This window comes from Acidithrix sp. C25, from assembly GCF_904848545.2.
The window spans coordinates 1,220,739-1,239,923 of sequence record NZ_CAJHCI020000006.1; the positions used below are offsets into that span (position 1 = coordinate 1,220,739).

15 protein-coding genes are annotated in these 19,185 nt (G+C 49.7%); 6 read left to right on the forward strand and 9 right to left on the reverse strand.

Annotated features, from left to right (window positions below):
• The first annotated feature begins 14 nt into the window (after positions 1 to 14).
• The 3 genes from ACIDITHRIX25_RS74370 (at position 15) to ACIDITHRIX25_RS74380 (ending at position 4,919) form a co-directional block, all read left to right on the forward strand.
• Positions 15 to 914, forward strand: coding sequence for a carbohydrate ABC transporter permease (locus ACIDITHRIX25_RS74370; protein WP_160291836.1), 900 nt, complete (start codon positions 15 to 17; stop codon positions 912 to 914).
• Positions 914 to 3,328, forward strand: coding sequence for a glycoside hydrolase family 31 protein (locus tag ACIDITHRIX25_RS74375; protein WP_201732774.1), 2,415 nt, complete (start codon positions 914 to 916; stop codon positions 3,326 to 3,328). The genes ACIDITHRIX25_RS74370 and ACIDITHRIX25_RS74375 overlap by 1 nt, the downstream gene beginning before the upstream one ends.
• Positions 3,329 to 3,542: 214 nt before the next feature.
• A complete protein-coding gene (locus ACIDITHRIX25_RS74380) occupies positions 3,543 to 4,919 on the forward strand; it encodes an ABC transporter substrate-binding protein (RefSeq protein WP_201732775.1) in 1,377 nt (458 codons plus the stop codon).
• 223 nt (positions 4,920 to 5,142) lie between these two features.
• On the opposite strand, the gene ACIDITHRIX25_RS74385 is transcribed toward ACIDITHRIX25_RS74380, so the two are convergent.
• Positions 5,143 to 6,138: a hydroxyacid dehydrogenase gene (locus ACIDITHRIX25_RS74385; RefSeq protein ID WP_052605939.1), complete on the reverse strand. Its 996-nt coding sequence runs from the start codon at positions 6,136 to 6,138 to the stop codon at positions 5,143 to 5,145.
• 158 nt (positions 6,139 to 6,296) lie between these two features.
• Here ACIDITHRIX25_RS74385 and ACIDITHRIX25_RS74390 point away from each other — a divergent pair, with 158 nt between their 5' ends.
• Positions 6,297 to 7,337 carry an Ldh family oxidoreductase gene (locus ACIDITHRIX25_RS74390; RefSeq protein WP_201732776.1) on the forward strand — a complete coding sequence of 347 codons (1,041 nt, stop codon included), beginning with the start codon at positions 6,297 to 6,299 and terminating at the stop codon, positions 7,335 to 7,337.
• On the opposite strand, the gene ACIDITHRIX25_RS74395 is transcribed toward ACIDITHRIX25_RS74390, so the two are convergent.
• From ACIDITHRIX25_RS74395 to ACIDITHRIX25_RS74425, 7 genes are all read right to left on the reverse strand, one after another.
• Positions 7,334 to 8,242 (reverse strand): dihydrodipicolinate synthase family protein, encoded by a 909-nt coding sequence (locus tag ACIDITHRIX25_RS74395; RefSeq protein ID WP_052605937.1) that lies wholly within the window; start codon positions 8,240 to 8,242, stop codon positions 7,334 to 7,336. The two genes, ACIDITHRIX25_RS74390 and ACIDITHRIX25_RS74395, sit on opposite strands and share 4 nt — an antisense overlap.
• 391 nt (positions 8,243 to 8,633) lie before the next feature.
• Positions 8,634 to 9,425, reverse strand: a complete 792-nt coding sequence (locus ACIDITHRIX25_RS74400; RefSeq protein ID WP_201732777.1) for an SDR family NAD(P)-dependent oxidoreductase — start codon at positions 9,423 to 9,425, stop codon at positions 8,634 to 8,636.
• Positions 9,422 to 11,140: an IlvD/Edd family dehydratase gene (locus tag ACIDITHRIX25_RS74405; protein WP_201732778.1), complete on the reverse strand. Its 1,719-nt coding sequence runs from the start codon at positions 11,138 to 11,140 to the stop codon at positions 9,422 to 9,424. The genes ACIDITHRIX25_RS74400 and ACIDITHRIX25_RS74405 overlap by 4 nt, the downstream gene beginning before the upstream one ends.
• Positions 11,137 to 12,609, reverse strand: coding sequence for an NAD-dependent succinate-semialdehyde dehydrogenase (locus ACIDITHRIX25_RS74410; protein WP_201732779.1), 1,473 nt, complete (start codon positions 12,607 to 12,609; stop codon positions 11,137 to 11,139). Before ACIDITHRIX25_RS74410 ends, ACIDITHRIX25_RS74405 begins: the two co-directional genes overlap by 4 nt.
• A 2-nt stretch (positions 12,610 to 12,611) precedes the next feature.
• Complete coding sequence (locus ACIDITHRIX25_RS74415) at positions 12,612 to 13,769, reverse strand: UxaA family hydrolase (protein ID WP_052605934.1); 1,158 nt, start codon at positions 13,767 to 13,769, stop codon at positions 12,612 to 12,614.
• Entirely contained in the window at positions 13,751 to 14,047 is a 297-nt protein-coding gene (locus tag ACIDITHRIX25_RS74420) for a UxaA family hydrolase (RefSeq protein WP_052605933.1), read from the reverse strand. Before ACIDITHRIX25_RS74420 ends, ACIDITHRIX25_RS74415 begins: the two co-directional genes overlap by 19 nt.
• Before the next feature lie 111 nt (positions 14,048 to 14,158).
• Positions 14,159 to 14,878, reverse strand: a complete 720-nt coding sequence (locus ACIDITHRIX25_RS74425; protein WP_052605932.1) for a FadR/GntR family transcriptional regulator — start codon at positions 14,876 to 14,878, stop codon at positions 14,159 to 14,161.
• Positions 14,879 to 15,262: 384 nt separating this feature from the next.
• On the opposite strand from ACIDITHRIX25_RS74425, the gene ACIDITHRIX25_RS74430 reads away from it, so the two are divergent.
• Together ACIDITHRIX25_RS74430 and ACIDITHRIX25_RS74435 are read left to right on the forward strand one after the other, a co-directional pair.
• Positions 15,263 to 16,435, forward strand: a complete 1,173-nt coding sequence (locus ACIDITHRIX25_RS74430; RefSeq protein WP_201732780.1) for an ABC transporter ATP-binding protein — start codon at positions 15,263 to 15,265, stop codon at positions 16,433 to 16,435.
• A gap of 547 nt (positions 16,436 to 16,982) precedes the next feature.
• Positions 16,983 to 17,807, forward strand: coding sequence for an SMP-30/gluconolactonase/LRE family protein (locus ACIDITHRIX25_RS74435; protein WP_201732781.1), 825 nt, complete (start codon positions 16,983 to 16,985; stop codon positions 17,805 to 17,807).
• On the opposite strand, the gene ACIDITHRIX25_RS74440 is transcribed toward ACIDITHRIX25_RS74435, so the two are convergent.
• Positions 17,804 to 19,030, reverse strand: a complete 1,227-nt coding sequence (locus tag ACIDITHRIX25_RS74440) for an MFS transporter (RefSeq protein ID WP_201732782.1) — start codon at positions 19,028 to 19,030, stop codon at positions 17,804 to 17,806. The genes ACIDITHRIX25_RS74435 and ACIDITHRIX25_RS74440 overlap by 4 nt on opposite strands.
• Positions 19,031 to 19,185 lie beyond the last annotated feature (155 nt).

A 19,185-nucleotide genomic window follows, 5' to 3' on the forward strand; every position in this document is an offset into this window, starting at 1 on the left:
GCAAATAGATGTCAATGACAAAGATACCAAATCAAAAGATCTCTAAGCGGGCCTATAAAAGTGGCCCAGTTCGTCGATCAAAAAGAGGAGCGTGGGCGAAAGCTCGAATGGGCCTATTCAACGCTAGTGCAATAGTTCTAGGCTTCTACGCCCTCTTTCCAGTCCTTTGGATCCTGATAACATCCCTAAAGCCACAGGCCCAGTTGACAACTCAGCCGGTCACCTTGATACCATCATCGCTGACACTGGGTAGCTACCGAACGGCCCTTGGCCAGGCACCCTTTGGTCGCTACTACATAAATTCCCTAGTCGTCAGCGTAACTGCCACCTTGGCAAGCCTGATCTTAGGTACCTTTGCTGGATATGCAATAGCGCGTCTACGATTTAGATTTAAAAAGGTGATCTTGCTGGTCATCCTTGCATTTTCATTCCTGCCACCTATAACGCTTGTCGTTCCACTCTTTAACCTATTCCGCCACTTCAACCTCCTAAATACCTATTGGGCTCTTATCATCCCCTATACCTTTTTGAGCCTTCCAATCTGCGTATGGCTAATGAATGCCTACCTTCAAGACCTCCCCAAGGAGCTTGAAGAGGCGGCAATGGTCGATGGTCTTGGCTATTTTGGCGCCTTCTTTAAGATCATCTTGAGGGTTTCGGTACCTGGAATCGTCACAGCGGGCCTTATCATCTTCGCCGGCGACTGGAATGAATTTCTCTTAGCTCTAACTTTCATGACCAACAACTCAATGCGAACCCTTCCAGTAGGTATCGCTTTGTATCCTGGCCAATATACCTTCCCATGGGGAATTATCTCAGCCGCAACGGTTTTGGCACTCGTTCCCGTCGCATTAGCAGTCTCAGTCTTTCAAAAGCGTCTAATAAGTGGAATGACACTAGGAGCAGTAAAGTAATGACCAACGTTGAGAGATTAGATACCAAAGAGCTCGAGGGCGACTTTTTGATCAGAACGATCGAGAGCTATAGCCAAGATGCCAGTGGCGTCCAGCTACGTCTCGGGGCCGTAAGTTACCAACCATTAGGAAACGTTGCAGGAATCATAACCTCGGAGCCCCCAAACAAGCAGGGGCTCGAATCACTACTGCCAAATGCTCCGAGCATCAATTCAGATGACGACGCACCAGACCCCACGGTAAGAGCAAGCGCGAGCCTCTATATTCGTGCATATAGCCCAAATACCATCCGAATCACAATGGTTCCTGACCATCTCAAGACAAATGACTACGATGGTATAGAATTTGGGATTCTCATAGATCGACTACTGCAGCTCGTACCAGTTACACTTGTCGAGACCGGCACCCACTTAGATATCTCGACAACCCAGCTAACTTTGCGCCTTACCAAAGAACCTTTTAGCTTCGAACTTCTCGACCTATCTGGAAACGTAGTGACCATGGGCGGTGGCAATCGCCGTCAAGTAGCTGGCTTTCCATTCGAACCCACCATCGGCTTTAGCGATAACGCATCGACCTTCTCGCTTGAAATTCAACCCAGCGAATACATAGTCGGCCTTGGCGAGCAGTTCACACCCTTTATCCACAATGGCGCCTCATTCGAGTTAATAGCCAACGATGGCCTAGGGGTTGGGACGGGGCTCGTCTATAAACCAGCTCCGATCTTTCACTCCTCAAGGGGCTATAGCGCCTTTGTTCATGGCCCCGGACCGATGAAAGTCGACGTTGGAAATCCATATCCAAGCGTTCTTAAGGTGGCAAATGAGGAGGCCCGCCTTGATCTCTTTTTGATAGCTGGCGTCGATCTGCCAAGTCGCCTTAGCCTCTACACCGAACTAACTGGTCGCATGCGAGTCCCACCTCGATGGGCATTTGGCCTATGGATGTCTAGATGTCGTTATCCAAATCGAGCTTCTCTCGAGGAAGCAGCCCATGGGATGAGAGACCATCAGATCCCATGCGACGTCTTGCACATTGACCCCGACTGGCTTGTTTTAGACCGATTGAATTGTGACTTTATCTGGTCGCAGGAGAAGTATCCAGATCCCAAGGAGATGATGGCGACTCTTTTGGAGGAAGGCTTTCACATCTCACTATGGGAACTCCCCTACCTAGATGAAGCATCACCCATTACCGCCGAAGCCAAAGAAAATGGGTACTTGGTCCGCGACTCTAGTGGCGCACCTGCCAAAGTCGATCGAACCTTCTCCAGAGACGGTCGACCTAGACGCCTTTTAGACTTTTCAAATCCCGCCGCACGCCAATGGTGGAAAGAAAAGAACAAGGAGTTACTTGCACTTGGTGTCTCAGTTCTCAAGTGTGACTTCGGCGAAGGACTTCCCGACTCTGCTTTAATGTCAGACGGGAGGACGGGTAGAAATTGGCGCAACCTCTACCCGTTTTGGTATTCACGCACTGTATCTGAGGCTATCGATGAAGAGCGTGACTCAAACCCATTGGTCTGGAGTCGTAGTGGATGGGCATCTTCCCAGCGCTATCCAGCTCAGTGGGGCGGAGATCCAGAAGCAAGCTTTGCCGGCCTCGCTAATAGCCTAAGGGGTGGTTTGAGCTGGGCACTATCTGCTCCAGGAATGTGGTCACATGACGTCGGCGGCTTCTATGGAATGGGTCCCTCTAAGGAGCTATATATAAGATGGGCACAGGTTGGATCCCTATCTCCCTTAACTCGCTTTCACGGTCTCACGCCTAGAGAACCATGGCACTTTGGAGAAGAAGCCTGCGATATCGTAAGACGCTTTGTAAACCTTCGATATCAACTTATTCCCAACTTGATCAGTGCGGCATTCGAAGGCGAAAAGTTCGGGTGGCCAATGCTAAGGCCACTTATCTTCGCCGACGAGACAAATCTAGACCTCTATCGAGTTGAACATGAATTTCTAATCGGATCAAACCTACTGGTTGTCGCAGTCCTCTCAAACGACGCACCAACTGCGACGGTCGAGGTGGTACTTCCATCTGGGCATTGGTCAGATTTTTGGAGTGGAGAGTCGCACCTTGGTCCAAAGAAATTTGAGATGGAGGTTCCGCTGGACAAGATTCCCATCTTTGTACGAAGCGGCGCAGCCATAGCATTCGGACCCCTAGGCCAACACACCGGAGAGATCCCAAGCGATACTTGGGAGATCGAGATTTGGGAAAGCCCTCAATGTGAGAGCACCATCTACCAAGAAGGTCACGAATTTAGATACCGCTATATTCCATCAAACCCAGAGCTTGGGACCGCGCCAAAGCTCATCTGTGACGAACCAATGCCTAGGACTACTCAGGCCCATCTGCATAAAACTGATGGGACAGTAGTGAATCTAGAGATCCAACTGATTCACCAACACTAGTTGGACAGTTATGAGATGGATAGATATCAGCTAGAGTCATATAGCACATATCTATCTTCGCAACCACTTCAATACTTGACATACATGTAAAGAACTGTTAGAATAACTGGTCAGTGGACAGGCCACTGCTTAGTTTATAAACTTCACTATCGATGTGGGAAATCTCGCGATTTAGTGAATATGTGCACCTGCACGGGGGAAAGGGAGCCAAACGATGGGTTCAGAAACTGAAGGCAATGAGATAATCTCAGATGGAGGAATTGGAAGGCGAAAATTTCTTGGCTTTGGAGTAGCGGCCGTTGGTGGCGCAGTTTTAGCAGCTTGCGGTAGTGGAACCTCATCGAGTACCACAACTGCCGCTGCAGCTGCTGGAACCACAACTTCAGGTGCACCAGCGCGCCAGACTGGACCGATTGTCATTGCAGGTCCTCAGGATAACTCAGGGACCACCACTATTTTGATCAATCAGTGGAACAATGCCAACCCAGACACTCCTGTGACCTTCCAGACAATCCCGCCAGTGACCAACGACGTCTATAATCAATACGTAACGGCTTTAGCTGGTGGGGCATCTACTCCGGACATATTGACGATGGACGTTACCTACCCAGGCACCTTCGCTGAAGCGGGATGGGTTACACCACTTGATCAATATGCAAGTGCGGCATTCCAATCGGCATTTATCCCAACTGCTCTAAATATAGGCAAGTATAAGGGTAAGCTCTATGCAATTCCACAATCGATCGATGTCGGCCAGCTCTACTACCGAACCGATCTATTGACAAAGTACAATGAGACCGTTCCGACGACCTACGCGGAACTAGTTCGAATTTCACAAAAGATTCAAACTGCCGAAAGGGCAACCAATCCTAACTTCTGGGGTTACGTCTGGGAAGGCGCACAGATTGAGGCTATTGTCGATGAATTCTGTGAGTACACCTGGGGTTACGGCGGAGAAATCTCCTCCGGATCCAAGGTTACCCTAAATACTCCAGCCGGGAATAAGTCGCTACAGTTTCTCTATGACACCGTCTATACTACCAAGATTTCGCCTCCTGGAACCTCTACAATGAAGCCAAACGATGCTTTGGTATTGATGCAAAATGGTAATGCTCTCTTTATGAGAAACTGGACTTATGCCTATACGCTGGCCAATAGTCCAACGCAATCCAAGGTACCTGGTAAGGTCAATAATGCTCCTCTTCCTGGTCTGACCAATGGAAGCGGCCATGGCTGCACCGGTGGCTGGATGTATAGCATCAACGCTAAGTCAGCTCGACCAGAGGCGGCTTGGAGAGTAATCCAGTATCTAACCTCCCAAGCCCAGCAGATTCAGCTCACCTCCGGAGCTGGCCTTTTATCTGCTCGAAAAGATGTTCAGACCGATACACAACTAGTGCTCAAATCACCAAATCTAAAGAATCTACCTACGATTCTTGCAAGTGCTAAAGCCCGTCCATCGATTCAAAACTACCCTGCAGTCTCAGCTACGCTACAAGCTCCGCTCAACTCGGTAATGGCGAACCAATCTTCGGTCTCAGCAGGACTCGCAGCGATGCAAGCAGCAGTAGCTAGCGCAGTAGTCGCCTAACAAATAAGTTCCCCCTCACGGTGACACCCCCAAAGACTCCCCAGTTACGCGTCCAAAAGGTTGCGAACTGGGGAGTCTTTGTTATGGATGAGATCTTTTATAAAGCGAACCTTGGCACAGAGAAAATGCCCCCTTGATTCCCCAGCCTAGGCAGCGGAATCAAGGGGGCTATACAAATAGGATCTCTCTAATTATCTAAAGATGAAAGATCGAGATACTAGGTCTATCTATTGGCGATCTGGTGAATTCCTACATTCATCGTCGCTGGTTCTCCTCCAAGAACAGTATCAATCTCAAAGGCCAAGATCTCAGTGATTCGATCTTGCGACTCATAGGTCAACCCCGCCACATGAGGTGAATGAATCACTTTGGCATGGGAATTCAAAGGATGCAAAGCAGGAGGCTCACTAACTCGAACATCTAGGGCTGCCCCAGCTAAATGGTCGTTGTCAAGGGCTTCAAGAAGAGCATCCTCATCTACCAAGCCACCTCTTGATGAATTGATCAGATAAGAGCCCCTCCGCATCTTAGATAAAAAGCCAGAACTAACCATCTTTGAAGTCCCTGGGGTAAGGGGGACATGTAATGAGATGAAATCACACGAGGCGAGCGTTTCTTCGATAGTATCTACCCTTGTGTCAACGCCCTCGATGAATCTATCGATTGGGATATTTGGATCATAGCCATAGACTTTCATGCCAATAGCATGGGCAATTCGAGCCGTCTCGCGTCCGGTGGCTCCAAGGCCGATAACCCCCCAAGATCGATCTTGAAGTTCAAAGCCAAGGCGCCTATCCCAACCTCCCTCTTTTGTCTTGAGATCTTGGCTGATAAGGTTTTTGGAAAAGGCAAAGGCCATACCAACGGCGTGTTCACCTACACTTGTGGCATTTGCTCCCAGGGCAGCTACCACAACAACACCTGCCTCATTAGCTGCAACAAGGTCGATATTGTCGAGACCGACACCAGCTCTGGCGATGACCTCTAACATTGGAGCGGCAGCTAGGAGGTCTCTAGTAACTTGGGTCCTATTGCGAATTACCAGCGCTCTGACGTTGCCAATGTAGTCTTTAAGGGCCGAATCATCCTCCCAAAGTTGAGGCAAGTAGGTGATGGTTAGTCTCTGACCAATCTCATCAAATGCACTACCCCAAACGTCTTCAACCACCAAGACGTCCATGGGTAGCGATGACGTCGACTCTTGCGACTTCTCATTCAAGGCGATAACTCCTTATTCAATTGCACTCCAAGGGGTTTTCATCTAATGCCCTAGAGAGCTGGTCTATTCCTATCTCTATGCTAATCGTCAATTTTGGCCAATTGGTCTTACCACTGCTAGGATTAAACCACAAATAATTACCATACCCCGGGGGTAAAATGCAATCAAATTTTTCCGAGTCACAATCGGTCGCCAAAGCACTTCTATGCGAATATGGATTAAGTCCAGAGGTGGCAGAACGATCCTCACATGAGATAACTATGGCGGACGCCTGGGGTCGCGGCTCTCATGGATTGCTCCGCCTCCCCCACTACCTTAGGCGTCTCAAAGCAGGCGGAATCAACGCTAAGGCAGAACTTAGCGTGATAAAAGAGACTGGAGCCGTCCTTGCTCTCGATGGCCATGGTGGGATGGGCCACTTCCAAGCCCATCGAGCTAGCGTTCTAGCCACCCAGCGAGCACAAAGATATGGTGTTGGAGTCGTCTCAGTCGCCGACTCCAACCACTGTGGCGTCTTGGGACTATATGTTTTAGAGATGTTAGAGCAAGGGCTGATTGGATTGGCTTTCACAAACGGTCCAGCTGTCATGCCGGCATGGGATGGAAATCGACCACTCCTTTCGACTAGCCCCCTAGCTGCTGGAATTCCAAGTCAGCCACGACCAACCATTATCGACATGGCAACCTCAACTGTCGCACGAGGTAGAATCGCCCAGGCAGCAGCCGCCGACGAAGAGATCCCAGATGGCTGGGCCTTCGATTCCAACGGGATCCCCACAAACGATCCCAAGATAGCGCTAAATGGGATGTTGGCTCCAATGGCTGGAGCCAAGGGCTTTGCGTTAGCTTTGATGGTCGAGGCACTCACTGGCGGTCTAGTCGGGCCATCCCTCTCAACACAGGTCGCTGATCCGCTCTCTTTGGATGCCATAGCTACTCCGCAACGATTGAGTCACCTTCTCATGGCGATCGATCCAAGTGCCTTTGGGATAGATAGCTCCTCAACCGAACGCCTAAACGAGATGGCTCATCAAGTTGTATCTTCCAACGGACGCCTTCCTGGTGCAGGTCGACCGCTACCCAATGAGATAACGCCACAGACAAAGATCCAAATCGCGGACTCGGTGGCAAACGAGATAGTCCAAATGGCAAAAACAGCAAATATCGAGTTGCCACCGAGTTGGGATCTAGCTCTTTAGTCAAGCACTCCAAGAGCCACTAGGGCGACTCTCAAGGTCTCAATTTGCTGATCCTGGGCCGTTCTAGCTGGCTTGGCGGGCGTCGCTCCACAAAGGCCCATGAGCGAAAGGGCCGCCTTCCACCCTGCCGGAAAACCCGGGACTCGACAGGCTTGGACGATTCTAAGTAGTCGTGCCTGATCTATGCGAGCCTTGTCTAGGTCACCACTCTTACTAGCTAGATGAAGATCTACCACCAATCTTGGCACCAAATTAACCGATGCAGCAATTGTCCCAGAACCACCCACCAAGTTACATGCACTAAGCATGGTATCAGAGCCTGTTAGGACACTAAAGTTCTCCGGCTCTAGCAAGGTCACCTGATCACAAACGCTAGAAAAGTATTCAAAGTCCCTACTTGAATCCTTGATTCCGATAATGTTTTCATGCCTCGCCAGCTCACCAACGATCACTGGAGCTACAGCTACCTTGGTCATTTGAGGGATGTTATAGATCACTATTGGAAGCGGCGACTCGTCTGCCACCCTAAGGAAGAAGTCTTTGGTAGCATTTGCATCTAAGGGATAGTAAAACGGGGGTGGCACCAAAGCACTAGTTGCACCGACTTCGTGGTATGCAGCCAAATCGGCCATTACATCACCAGGCGTAACACTAACGGTAGCAGGGATGAGGTGAAGCTCTTGGCCAATTTGTGCCCTTACGTGGCGGGTCACACCAATGCGATCCTGACGGTCAAGCAGGGGTCCCTCTCCGGTTGAACCAACCGGACAGATTCCATCTGCGCCTCCGCTCACCATGTGAGCCACAAGACTCTCAAGCGAGTCGTAGTCTATAGTTCCATCTAAATTCAACGGGGTAGCCAAGGCTCCCAAAACGCCCTCGGGCGCCTTTTTTAATTGCTTCACCTGATCAAATTCCTTTTCTTAAACAAATTTCGTTCGCCACCTGTGCAAGTTAGGTCCGTCATCTCACACCACATCAAACCCACGCCCTATCGAATAAGCTCGCCTAACTTTCAAAAAGCCAACTCTTTCTAATTGTGCATCTAATTGTGCACATCTAATACTTGCGGATCTAATACTTGCGCGCGACTAATGTCGCCAGCCAATCTACAAAGACACAGGGCGAACAAATGGTCCGATATCCTCCCAAAAACAGGAGTTAGTCGGAGATTACCATAGGTCATCAACTAAAAGGCCACCCAATGGGTTTCTTACGATCCAAAATCCTCGCGCTACGACCACTTAGATACCCAAGGCGATCTTTAGTTTTTACCCCTTCGAAAGCGAATTAAAGTTACGTCCGACTTCCAAAAGAGGAAAATGGATCGGGATCCCTAGAGAGGGAGCGGCCCCCATCCACCACCAAATTCTCCCCTGTGATAAAAGATGAAGCTGGTGAAACCAGGAATAAGACGCCATTAGCAATGTCGCGGGACGATCCCATCCTCCCCAACAGTGTGGGAGCCTTCTCGGTGGTACCAATGTTCGAAAGAGCACTCTGTGTAGAAGGAGTGGCAATGGCTCCTGGCGATATAGAGTTCACCCTAATTCCATGGGGAGAAAGCTCAACCGCTAAAGCCTTGGTGAGTGAGATGATGCCGCCCTTAGTTGCAACGTAAGAAACATAGGTTGCAACTGGAAGCGACGCTTGAATAGCACCGAGATTGACGATAGCGCCACCTTGGCGCTCGATCATCGATCGGGCCACCAATTGAGAAAAATGCCAGGTAGCACCTAAGTTAGTGGCTAGGATTCTCTCCCACTCATCGATTTCGATCTCTAAAAAACTAAGGCGGGACCCATGATCGGCGGCGTTATTCACTAAGATGTCAATCTCACCCAAAGCCCCCTTAGCGCGATTGTAGATCTCGATACGCTCGGGCGAAGTTGCTATGTCGCCAACAAAGCTACTAGCTACTCCGCCAGCCTCTAGGATCGCCCCAACTGTAGCATCAGCTCCAACCTGGTCCCGATCAACGACGGCTACCTTAGCTCCGGCCATGGCTAGCGTCATCGATATAGCTGCACCGATACCTCCACCTCCACCGGTTACCAGAGAGACTTGAGAGTCAAGGAGGTTATTCATGTCGATCTCCTTGGTACGTCAGATCCTCTACGTCCGCGAAGAAAATCAAAGTCCGCTCCTGTCTCGGCCCCCATCACATGAGTGCGATACAAGCTGACATAACCGCCGCTATCATCTGGGTTAAATGGGGAATTTTCTTCTCTACGTTTGAGCAACTCCGCCTCAGATACCTCAAGTGACAAAGTTCTATTTGGCACATCTAAAAAGATCGAATCGCCATTTTGGACCAGACCAAGAGGACCGCCACTAGCCGATTCCGGCGCTACGTGCAGTACCACTGTTCCAAAAGAGGTACCACTCATTCTCGCATCAGAGATTCGAACCATATCCCGAAGGCCCTGTTTTACTAGTGACTTTGGAATTGCAAGATTGCCCACCTCGGGCATTCCGGGATAGCCCTTTGGGCCCGCGTTTCTAAGGATCAAAACGCTGTTTGGATCCACGATAAAATCTTCCTGGTCGATCGTAGAGTTGTACTCTTCAATTGAGTCAAAGACCAAAGCTGATCCTCGATGAACACAAAGATTTGGATCAGCGGCCGAAAGCTTTAGGACTGCCCCGTTAGGAGCTAGATTCCCAAAGAGAACTACACTCCCATTCCCAGGCGGTAAAAGAGGTGCATCCACCTTTCGAATTACCGTTTGATTCCAATTCTTAGCATTAGCTATATCTTCACCAAGTGTCCTAGAAGAAACGGTCCGTGCCCCAAGATGCAAAAACTCCGAGATCTCGCTCAGAAGGGCAGGCAGACCACCAGCACCATGGAAGTCTGCCATTAGAAAACGGCCACTCGGCTTTAGATCTACAAGGGTCGGAATCGCCAAGCCCAGCCGATCAAAGTCCTCCAGCTCTAGGTCGATCTCAGCGCGACCGGCAATTGCCAAGAGATGAATGATGGCATTTGTTGAGCCACCCAAAGCGACATTGGCAACTATCGCATTTTCAAAGCTCTCGCGACTAAGTATCGAAGAAGGGCGAAGATCCTTAGCTACCAGTGAGACGATCTGCCTACCTGCCAATTGTGCAGCGCTTCTTCTAGCACCATCTGTCGCTGGAATTGTGGAAGTTCCACTTGGAACGAGTCCAAGCGCCTCAGCCAAACAGGCCATCGTAGAAGCTGTACCCATGGTGGTACAATGGCCCACACTTCGAGAGACACACGCCTCCGAGGAGACGAAGTCCTCCTGGGTCATCACTCCTGCGCGGACGTCTTCGGAGAATCGCCAAAGATCGGTCCCAGAGCCCACGGTCTCACCACGAAAGACTCCGTTCATCATCGGTCCGCCGGTCAAAATAATCGTCGGGAGATCGACGCTTAGGGCACCCATGATCGCAGCTGGAGTGGTCTTATCACAGCCGGTAAGGAGAACCACTCCGTCTAGAGGATTAGAACGAATCAGCTCCTCGATCTCCATGGCTGCGAGGTTGCGATATAGCATCGCGCTAGGGCGCATAAGGGTCTCACCGAGAGCCATGGTTGGAAATTCAAAAGGAAAACCACCCGCTTCGTAGATTCCAGCCTTTACCGACTGGGCAAGATCATGGAGATGGGCGTTACATGGAGCTAGATCAGACCAAGATGCCCCAATTCCTATGACGGGTTTCCCAGAGAACATATCATCGGGAAAGCCCTCTGATTTAGTATGTGACCGATGATAGAAGCCCAGCTTACCGGTTTGGGCGAACCAATTCGAACTGCGTAGTTGATCGCTCACTTTTCCTCGATGCCTATAGAGATATATTTGGTCTCTAGATATTCTAAGAGACCGTCATGGGCTCCTTCACGACCGAGTCCACTACCTTTGAGGCCACCCATTGGGGAGTAGACCACCGACGGAAGTGGATGGTTCAACCCCAAAATACCAACCTCTAGCTTTTCGGCTAGGCGCCAAATTCGACTTTGATTATTCGTATAGGCATAACCCGCTAAACCCATCTTGGTATCGTTTGCCCGATGGATAACTTCGTCTTCGTCTGAAAAAGAAAATACTCCAGCAATTGGACCAAAGACCTCTTCTTTGGCGAGAGCAGAGTCAAAAGCCGCATCAACTAAAAAGCCAGGGCGCATAAAGTTAGCGCCATCAGGAACAATCGGAGATTCACCTAGAAAACTAGCACCACTATCAAGAGCATCTCTACAAATTCGATCGACATCACGAACCCGACTACTATCAATCAACGGACCTAGGTCGACTCTTTCGTGCCCTAGGGGATCACCAATTCGCATCGAGGAGGTGAGCTTTGCGAGCCTCTCGCAGACCTGATCCATAATGGAGTCCTCCACAAAGACACGATTTGCAGCAATACAAGACTGGCCATTATTTCTAAACTTAGCGATAGCTAGCCCCTCAATGGCTCGATCTATATTGGCATCGCTAAAGATGATATAGGGGGCATCTCCCCCAAGTTCAAGGGCGCATCTAACGATTCGGTTAGAGGCTTGACGCATAAGGGCCGACCCAACCGGAGTGGAGCCAGTAAAGCTGATCACGCCTATGCCATCGTGGTCGATTAGCGCATTGGACTGTATTGATGCTGGGCCATAGATAAGGTTCGCCACTCCTGGGGGAAGACCCGCATCGACTAGAGCTCTAAATAGCTCCCCAACAGCCAAGGGTGCCTTTTCGGACGGACGAGCCACTACGGTGCATCCAGCAGCCAGCGCCGGAGCCACCTTTCGAGCTTGAATCGAAAGGGGGAAGTTCCAAGGAGTCAACGTTGCAGCTACACCAATTGGACGCGAGATCGAAAGTTGTTTGCGGCTCCTATCTTCACTAGCGAAGACCTCACCTTGAGGACGGCGAATCTCTTCACTAAACCATCTGAAATATTCGGCACTAAAGCGAGTCTCGCCGATCCCCTCTGAGAGGAGCTTGCCGGTCTCTAAAGACAAAAGCGCGCCTATCTCATCGGCGCGCTCGAGAATCAATTCGTATGTTCGCCACAATATATCAGCTCGATAGCGGCTCGAGGTATTAGACCAACTCTCAAATGCCGCTGTTGCTTGGTCGGCGGCACTTTGAGCTTCGCTGACACCACCGTAGGCGATCTGAGCAATAACACTATCATCTACTGGGTTGGTGACCTCTCGAAGATTGGAGGCGAACGAAGGAACCCATTCGCCTCCAATCAACATCGGAACTACCGCCCCCGCATCTAAAAGTGCGCGAGTTGTAATTGCCATATTTATGCGCTCCGATAAAGTTTCGTAATCACGAACTCTTTGTGGCCAATCGCCTCAGCAGCTGTAAGGCGACCGTTGATGGTTCGATCGATCAACTCCATGATCTGATCCCCCGCCTCTTTTAGGCCATAATCACGGCGCAAAAGGCCAGAGACGTCTAAGTCTATGTGCTCTGTCATCGTACTAGCAGTAAGAGGATTGGCGGTGATCTTGATTACGGGCTCGATTGGGTTGCCAATAATATTGCCCTGTCCAGTTGGAAAAAGGTGAATCACGGCTCCCGCAGCGGCCATAAGGGTGATGCATTCCGCAGCGGCCGAAGAGGTATCCATGAAATTTAAGCCTTGAACACTAGGTGCAACCGCGGGCTCAAGGGCATCTACTACTGGCACCGAACCGGTCTTAGCAATATTTCCCATCGCCTTCTCCTCAATGGTAGATAAACCACCTCTGATGTTGCCCTGGGTAGGTTGCGAACCCAATAGATCTACGCCTTGTTCTTCTACCGTAGCCATATAGTCGTCGAAGAAAGCCATAAACTTATCCCTTACAGCGTCATTGATACAACGCTTGGCGATAAGATGCTCTCCTCCTGTCAGCTCGGTGGTCTCTCCAAATAAAACAGTTCCACCGGCGGCCACAGTGCGATCAACAGCCTGAGACGTCGTAGGGCAAGCCCCGAGGCCACTTGTGGTATCGGATTCCCCGCACTTGATTGACATCATCACTTCATGTCGTTCAACAGGTGTTCTTTGAATCTCGCTGGCATCCTGGAGAAATTTAGCAGCCATACGAGCTCCTGAAGCGATAGTGTTGAGATCTCCATTTCGCTCGATCGAGAGGCGCCCAACTGGCTTTTGAGTTAAGGCAATGCCATCGGCTACCCGATCGGTCCACGATGGTTCAATACCAACTACGACCACAGCCGCGACATTTGGATTTGCGCCAGTTCCAATTAGGGTTCGGAAGGTAAGTTCTAGATCCTCTCCAAATTGAAGACGACCATAGGAGTGAGGTATCGCTATCGTCCCTGGAACCAGTGCGGCGATTCCCTCAACCGCTGCGTTCGAGAGATCATCGACGGCTAGGATCACCACATAGTTACGAATACCTACAGCGCCATTTGCGCGACGAAAACCGGTTAGGCCTTGATTTGCCATCTATTGCTCCTAATGTTATGGATGTGGACCAACTCTCCAACTTCGATCTCTTGGCGAGAGGATCCGATAATCTCTCCGTACTCAATAATTTGGGCATCCGCCGGAATCTGCACTAAAGCAACTTTGTGTCCGAGCGGAATTGGCTCTGCAACGGTAATATCTCTTTGATCCTCAGAGTCAAGAAACGCCAATCGGGCAGGCCCGACTTCAACATCTCTCACCGCGATAGCCACGGAATCCCCCGCTAGATGGGCCAATAAGGCCAATTCATCACTCATGTGTCACCTCAGTGTCTAAGTTTGGTTTCAAGGTATGACCTCTGTCCAATAACCTTAGCCTCTGATTTGCATTCTGTCAATTGAAATGACTGACTCTTTTAATAGCAACTCTCACTCGGGCGATTCCACCCCACGTATTCTGAGCAAAGCGGCCTCCCGCGCTCCAATGATATGTGAGGAACATGCAATTCGAGCAGCTTCGCCATCATGATCTCGGATAGCTTCAAAGATCGCCCGATGGTCTTGACGAGAGCGATCAAGACGACCCGGAACAGTCAGCGTGGTTTCCATACCGGCAGCCATCATCTCCTGTAGGATCCCAACAGTCTGCAGGAGAAAGCGGTTCTTGGCGATTTCAACTATCATTAGATGAAAACCGGCATCTAATTCGGCAAGACGCCCATAATCGGTGGGCTGAGTTCTGATCTCTTCCTCTGCCTCAAGTGCTACGCGAAGGCGTTCTATCTCTTCATCGGTCGCGCTATTTGCAGCCCAACCGGCTGCCGGTGCCTCAAGTACATTTCGCATGGCGTAGAGCTCTGTCATGGAAACCTCTTGATTTGCGAGCCGGATTCTCATAACCTCATCGGCGCTTGCGTTGACAAAGACACCCTGACCATGGCGAACTACTACTCGACCATGTGCTTCAAGGGTTTTCACAGCCTCCCGAAGTGCTGGTCGAGAGACCCCTAGGAGTCTCGCTAAGTCCCGCTCAGAGGGAAGACGTGATCCTGCAATTAAATTAGATTCATCGATTATCTGTTCAATTCGCGAGACGATCTTCTCGGTTAGATGGCCCGTCTCTTTGATGGGCCGCCAGATGGTATCCATTGCTTCCTCCGGGTCGCTCTTTGGGCTAAAGTCAAAATAAGAAAGACCTAGCGTTGACGATTATCTCTTGAACCAAATCGGACTGAATTGACCTCTACCGGGGCGCCAGCCAGTGGACAACATATCAGATTCGCATTCATTTCGGCCCCCTCATATAGCGTCTTACCACTTGATCTTTGTAGCAATCTATCATCTAATCGCCTATTTGAATGATTTTCGCCATTCTAGGACTTTAAATACAAACTGTCATTGTCAATATAAATTATCCTCTATGCTAGCATTTGCATAACGCAAGTGGTAAGAACTCTTAACTGCTTAGCAAAGAATTTTCGCCATGGGGGGCGAAGCTTCGCGAAGGCGAAGGTGGGCAATGAGGAGATTTCAATGGCAACAGTCACCATGGAGAAGCTGACCAAGGTCTATCCGAACGGCCAAAAGGTTGTCCACGGTTTAGATCTAACTATCGGAGAGGGTGAATTTGTTGTCTTGGTTGGCCCCTCCGGATGTGGTAAAACCACTACCCTAAGAATGGTCGCCGGTCTCGAAGAAATCTCCGATGGCACCCTTAGAATCGGAGATAGAGTCGTAAACGACCTACCCGCTCGGGAGCGGGATATTGCTATGGTCTTTCAGAACTACGCTCTCTATCCCCACATGACGGTGGCTCAAAATATTGGCTTTGCACTCAAATTAAAAAAGACCTCCAAGGATGAGATAGCAAGGGCAGTCACCAATGCGGCTGACGTCCTTGGCCTAACGGAGCAGCTCGATAAAAAGCCGGGACAGCTCTCGGGAGGACAACGTCAACGAGTGGCCATGGGTCGAGCGATAGTTCGAGATCCTGCAGTCTTTCTCATGGACGAACCCCTCTCCAACTTAGATGCGAACCTTCGCGTTAAAATGCGTGCAGAGGTCTCTAGAGTCCAGCGAAAACTCGGCGTTGCCACACTCTATGTAACCCACGACCAAGTGGAAGCAATGACCATGGGCGATAGGGTTGCAGTCATGCATGCCGGAGATCTTCAACAGTGCGATCATCCACAAACGCTCTACTCAAAGCCAGCAAACCTCTTTGTAGCTAGCTTCATCGGCTCACCTTCGATGAACATCTTTGAAGCTGGCCTCTCCGAAGATGGAACCTACTTCGCCATGGGCGGTCAACGTCTCGAACTTGACCCTATGGGCTATAGTGAAAATCTCAGAAAATATCGAGGCAAAAAGATTGCAGTTGGCTTTCGTCCTGAAAACTTATCGGTAGCAACAACAGCACAAGGACCTGCCAAATTGAAGGTTCAAATCGACCTGGTTGAGGCACTGGGTTCTGAACTACTGGTCTATTTTAGATTTGATGCTAAGGCGATCAAAGTTGCTGGTGCAATTGCAGAGGAAGAGGATTTGGGCGACATTGAAGTCGGCGTTGAAAAGGGAGCCGGCATTGGCCTTGGCGTAGCTCGCATACCACCCTATTACCAATTTCAACAGGGGCAAACTCTGGAACTAAACCTTGACACCCAAAGAATTCACTTCTTTGATATCGCAACAGGCGATGCAATCTAAGACCCTAGATGCAATCTAATACCCAAAGTGCTAGAGCGATTGAGAGACTCTCCCGTTGTTGATTGAGCAGTTATCTGAGCAGAACCAGCGCCATCCATTAGAAGATATTGCTAGCTGGAGCTATTGGAGATATGTTCGATAGGCAAACGCCCATGGCTCCTATAGTTAGCCATGGGCGTTCCTCCAGGCAAACACTGACCCAATGGGTTCAAGTCGGATCGCAAAAAAGTAAGATCGCTAACTGGTTTGATAGTGGCCGAAACCTCATAGGCTCATCGTCGCCCCAAAGATGGCAGTCGATATGGCGCTTCCTCGTGACTTTGGTATCACCGCTTCCACTTTAGAAGTCGAACCCAATCCAATTGGGCCATGCCTAAAGACGAGCATGCCTTGCGCCGTCCAATTATCTAAAGGTTGAGGTTACTGAAACAACCAAGCTCAAGAGGCGATACGTGCCAGACTATGGCCGTTAATTTGAAGTTCAAACCTTATATTTTAGGAAATCACAGTTACACTAGAGATAGAGATTATTGAGACCAAAGCCGAGTTGGGAGAATCTCCCTTTTGGGACCAAAAGAGTCAATCACTCTTTTGGGTCGACATCGACGGCTCCAGTCTAAATTGTCTCAGTGGAGACCACGAAAACCACAACATTGCGACCTTCAAGGGCAAATGTACGCCCGCAATTCCACAAACAAGCGGTGGTTTCTTAGTCGGCGTTGACCTCGATCTATTGCACCTCCAAACAGATGGCTCCACCGCAAAACTATGTAGCGCGCCAAGCGGAGATAGATTCAACGACGGAAAGTGTGACCCCTTGGGACGATTTTATATCGGGACCCTCTCCTATGCTAGAACTCCTAAAGCGTGTGGTCTATATCGTTACGAGGCTGATAATGGGCTAGTGCCCGTAATAGAGGATGTAACACTCTCCAATGGAATGGGATGGAGTCCCGCTGGAGATGAGATGTACTTCATCGATACCCCAACCCGACAACTAAGAGCATTTGAGTACGACTTATCGAGCGGTACCATAGGGGCCACTCGAATCGTGGTGGACTTTGGTGAATTGCCAGGAAACCCCGATGGCCTTTGCGTCGATAGCGAAGGAGGAATCTGGGTATCTATGATCCGTTCTGGGGATCTTCGACGTTACCACCCAAATGGAAGCCTTGATAGTCTTATCAACCTTGGGTACATTGGTACAACAAGTTGCTGCTTTGGCGGAGAAAACCTTGAAAAGCTCTACGTCACAAGTGGAGCATTTCTGATTCCAACCGACCAAAGACAAGACTACCCAACAGCCGGATCAATCTTTGTTCTAGAACCAGGGGTCCAGGGTCTGCCCAGTGTCGCTTACAGCGGCCTCTAAAGTACTGGGGCCCCAGAGGCAGTTTTATGGTGGTGAAAGAATAGCGGCATAGAAAATCCAATAGTTGGAAGCGCCATCAACAAAAACATAGTTGAGATACCAAAACTAGCAGATAAAAGGCCGATGACAAATGGCCCAGTCAAAGAGATCAATCCAGTGGTAGCCGAGAGAATTGAATTTCCCTTTGCGAGCTGATCCGGAGTAGCCGACTCATTCAAAAGGTTGAGCGCCAGCGGATATGTGAGGCCATGAGGTATCCCAAGAAGTCCCATTGCAACTACAAACCATAGAGAACTTCCAGCCAACCCAACTATAACGACACCCAAAATCGTCAAGATCGCTGCACCTCTAAGCCAAGTTTTATCTCTATTTTTGGTTGGATGAAATAACAAGACCGCCCGTGAGATAAACGAAACTAAAAAGAATGAAGTCAATGCCTCTTGTGAAAAGGCCGCACTGGCACCAAAGCGGGTGCGAGCCAAGATTGCACCAAAGTTGATTATTGCGACAAATGGAAACTGGTACAGGGCAAGGCTAAAGACTGCGTCGCGAAAGTCTCGCTGTCGAAAGAGCACGTAAGCTCTTTGGCCCGCGGATGACCCTGAAGAAGGCTGATCTTTGGTGCGACCCAACTTTAATATCCCAAGGACAGATCCCACAGCTGCCAATGGCACAAAGAAAGCGAGCGCAATGCGCAAAGAATCGTGACTTGCGCGCAGGGCGCCTGCCTCGATTAGCGGACCAATGGCGAGGCTCAAGCTGAGTGCAACAGTAAAGGCAACTGCGCCTCGCTTGGAGGAAACCGATCCTAGGGTTGCTGATGAGCTCGCTAGCGCAGGCATTACTATCCCACCGCTAATTGCCAAAAGCAAGATAGAGGCTATCAATTGGAGATAGGTGTGGGAAAAGACAAGAGCCAAGATTCCAAATGGAAATGCAATCAAACCACCAACAAAGATGTAACGGCTAGATCCTCGAATGGATGCTATAAAAATATTGGTAACAACACTTGCGCCACCCCAGATCGTTGCAACCAAGCCAATCTGGCTAACACCAATTCCAAGCAGGTCGTGACCGATCAATGGCATAGTGGTCTGTGCTGCGTTCTGGCTAGCTCTAAAGAGGCCGGTAACGATCAGGTAAGTTGCAATAATTAAGATCTCTTGACCAGATAACTCTAAGAGACGCCGCACTGAAGCAGCTATGCCTCTTGTCTCTTTCACTTGATCTCCAAGGATAGACGAACAGAAAAGGGAAAAAGGCACAAGTGGTAACTTGACAATGAGAGATTAGCCACTCGGCCCAACTTCGACTTCCATCCTAGTGGTAAGGACAGTTACCTTAGCTGTGCGATTCGTCACAAAAGAGATTCAAAGAC

What these genes read in the sequence shown, in the direction of transcription:
- ACIDITHRIX25_RS74420 (WP_052605933.1), bottom strand. Translation starts at nt 14,047, where the DNA reads ATGAGTGATGAATTGGCCTTATTGGCCCATCTAGCGGGGGATTCCGTG.
- ACIDITHRIX25_RS74410 (WP_201732779.1), bottom strand. Translation starts at nt 12,609, where the DNA reads ATGGCAATTACAACTCGCGCACTTTTAGATGCGGGGGCGGTAGTTCCG.
- ACIDITHRIX25_RS74415 (WP_052605934.1), bottom strand. Translation starts at nt 13,769, where the DNA reads ATGGCAAATCAAGGCCTAACCGGTTTTCGTCGCGCAAATGGCGCTGTA.
- ACIDITHRIX25_RS74430 (WP_201732780.1), top strand. Translation starts at nt 15,263, where the DNA reads ATGGCAACAGTCACCATGGAGAAGCTGACCAAGGTCTATCCGAACGGC.
- ACIDITHRIX25_RS74425 (WP_052605932.1), bottom strand. Translation starts at nt 14,878, where the DNA reads ATGGATACCATCTGGCGGCCCATCAAAGAGACGGGCCATCTAACCGAG.
- ACIDITHRIX25_RS74380 (WP_201732775.1), top strand. Translation starts at nt 3,543, where the DNA reads ATGGGTTCAGAAACTGAAGGCAATGAGATAATCTCAGATGGAGGAATT.
- ACIDITHRIX25_RS74400 (WP_201732777.1), bottom strand. Translation starts at nt 9,425, where the DNA reads ATGAATAACCTCCTTGACTCTCAAGTCTCTCTGGTAACCGGTGGAGGT.
- ACIDITHRIX25_RS74370 (WP_160291836.1), top strand. Translation starts at nt 15, where the DNA reads ATGACAAAGATACCAAATCAAAAGATCTCTAAGCGGGCCTATAAAAGT.
- ACIDITHRIX25_RS74390 (WP_201732776.1), top strand. Translation starts at nt 6,297, where the DNA reads ATGCAATCAAATTTTTCCGAGTCACAATCGGTCGCCAAAGCACTTCTA.
- ACIDITHRIX25_RS74375 (WP_201732774.1), top strand. Translation starts at nt 914, where the DNA reads ATGACCAACGTTGAGAGATTAGATACCAAAGAGCTCGAGGGCGACTTT.